1 protein-coding gene is annotated in these 412 nt (G+C 42.2%); it reads right to left on the reverse strand.

What is annotated here, in order from left to right:
• A partial coding sequence (locus B2X72_RS22680) for a TonB-dependent receptor domain-containing protein (RefSeq protein ID WP_286851588.1) occupies window positions 1-412 on the reverse strand: 412 nt, incomplete at both ends.

The raw sequence follows: 412 nt of genomic DNA on the forward strand, positions 1-412 counted from the left end.
TTGGAGAAAGACTTCCCATTCAAATTGTAAAAATTGATCTCTCGGGGATTTTCGTAATCGACCACGACCTGGTTAGAGAAGCTGTTGTGGAAAAATTCAACGGATGCCGAAGCTTCACGTCCAAAGATCCGCATATTTTGGTCTATTGCTATTCCGCTATTCCAGGAGACTTCAGGTTGTAGGCCATAAGCTTTATCGTATATATTAGGCGATTGAATAACCAATTTTCTACTACTTGCCAAGACGGCGGTATTCTCTGCAAATATATTTGCTGTACGTTGACCTCTTCCTGAGCTAGCTCGAACCGTTGTTCCCGAAATAGGTGCATAACGTAAATGGATGCGTGGTGTTGTAAACCAACCGTATAGGGAATTGTAGTCTTGGCGGAGACCGATAATGGCATCAAATTTTT

Origin of the sequence: Sphingobacterium sp. UBA7253, from assembly GCF_002472745.1 — a bacterium.
GTDB lineage: Bacteria > Bacteroidota > Bacteroidia > Sphingobacteriales > Sphingobacteriaceae > Sphingobacterium > Sphingobacterium siyangense.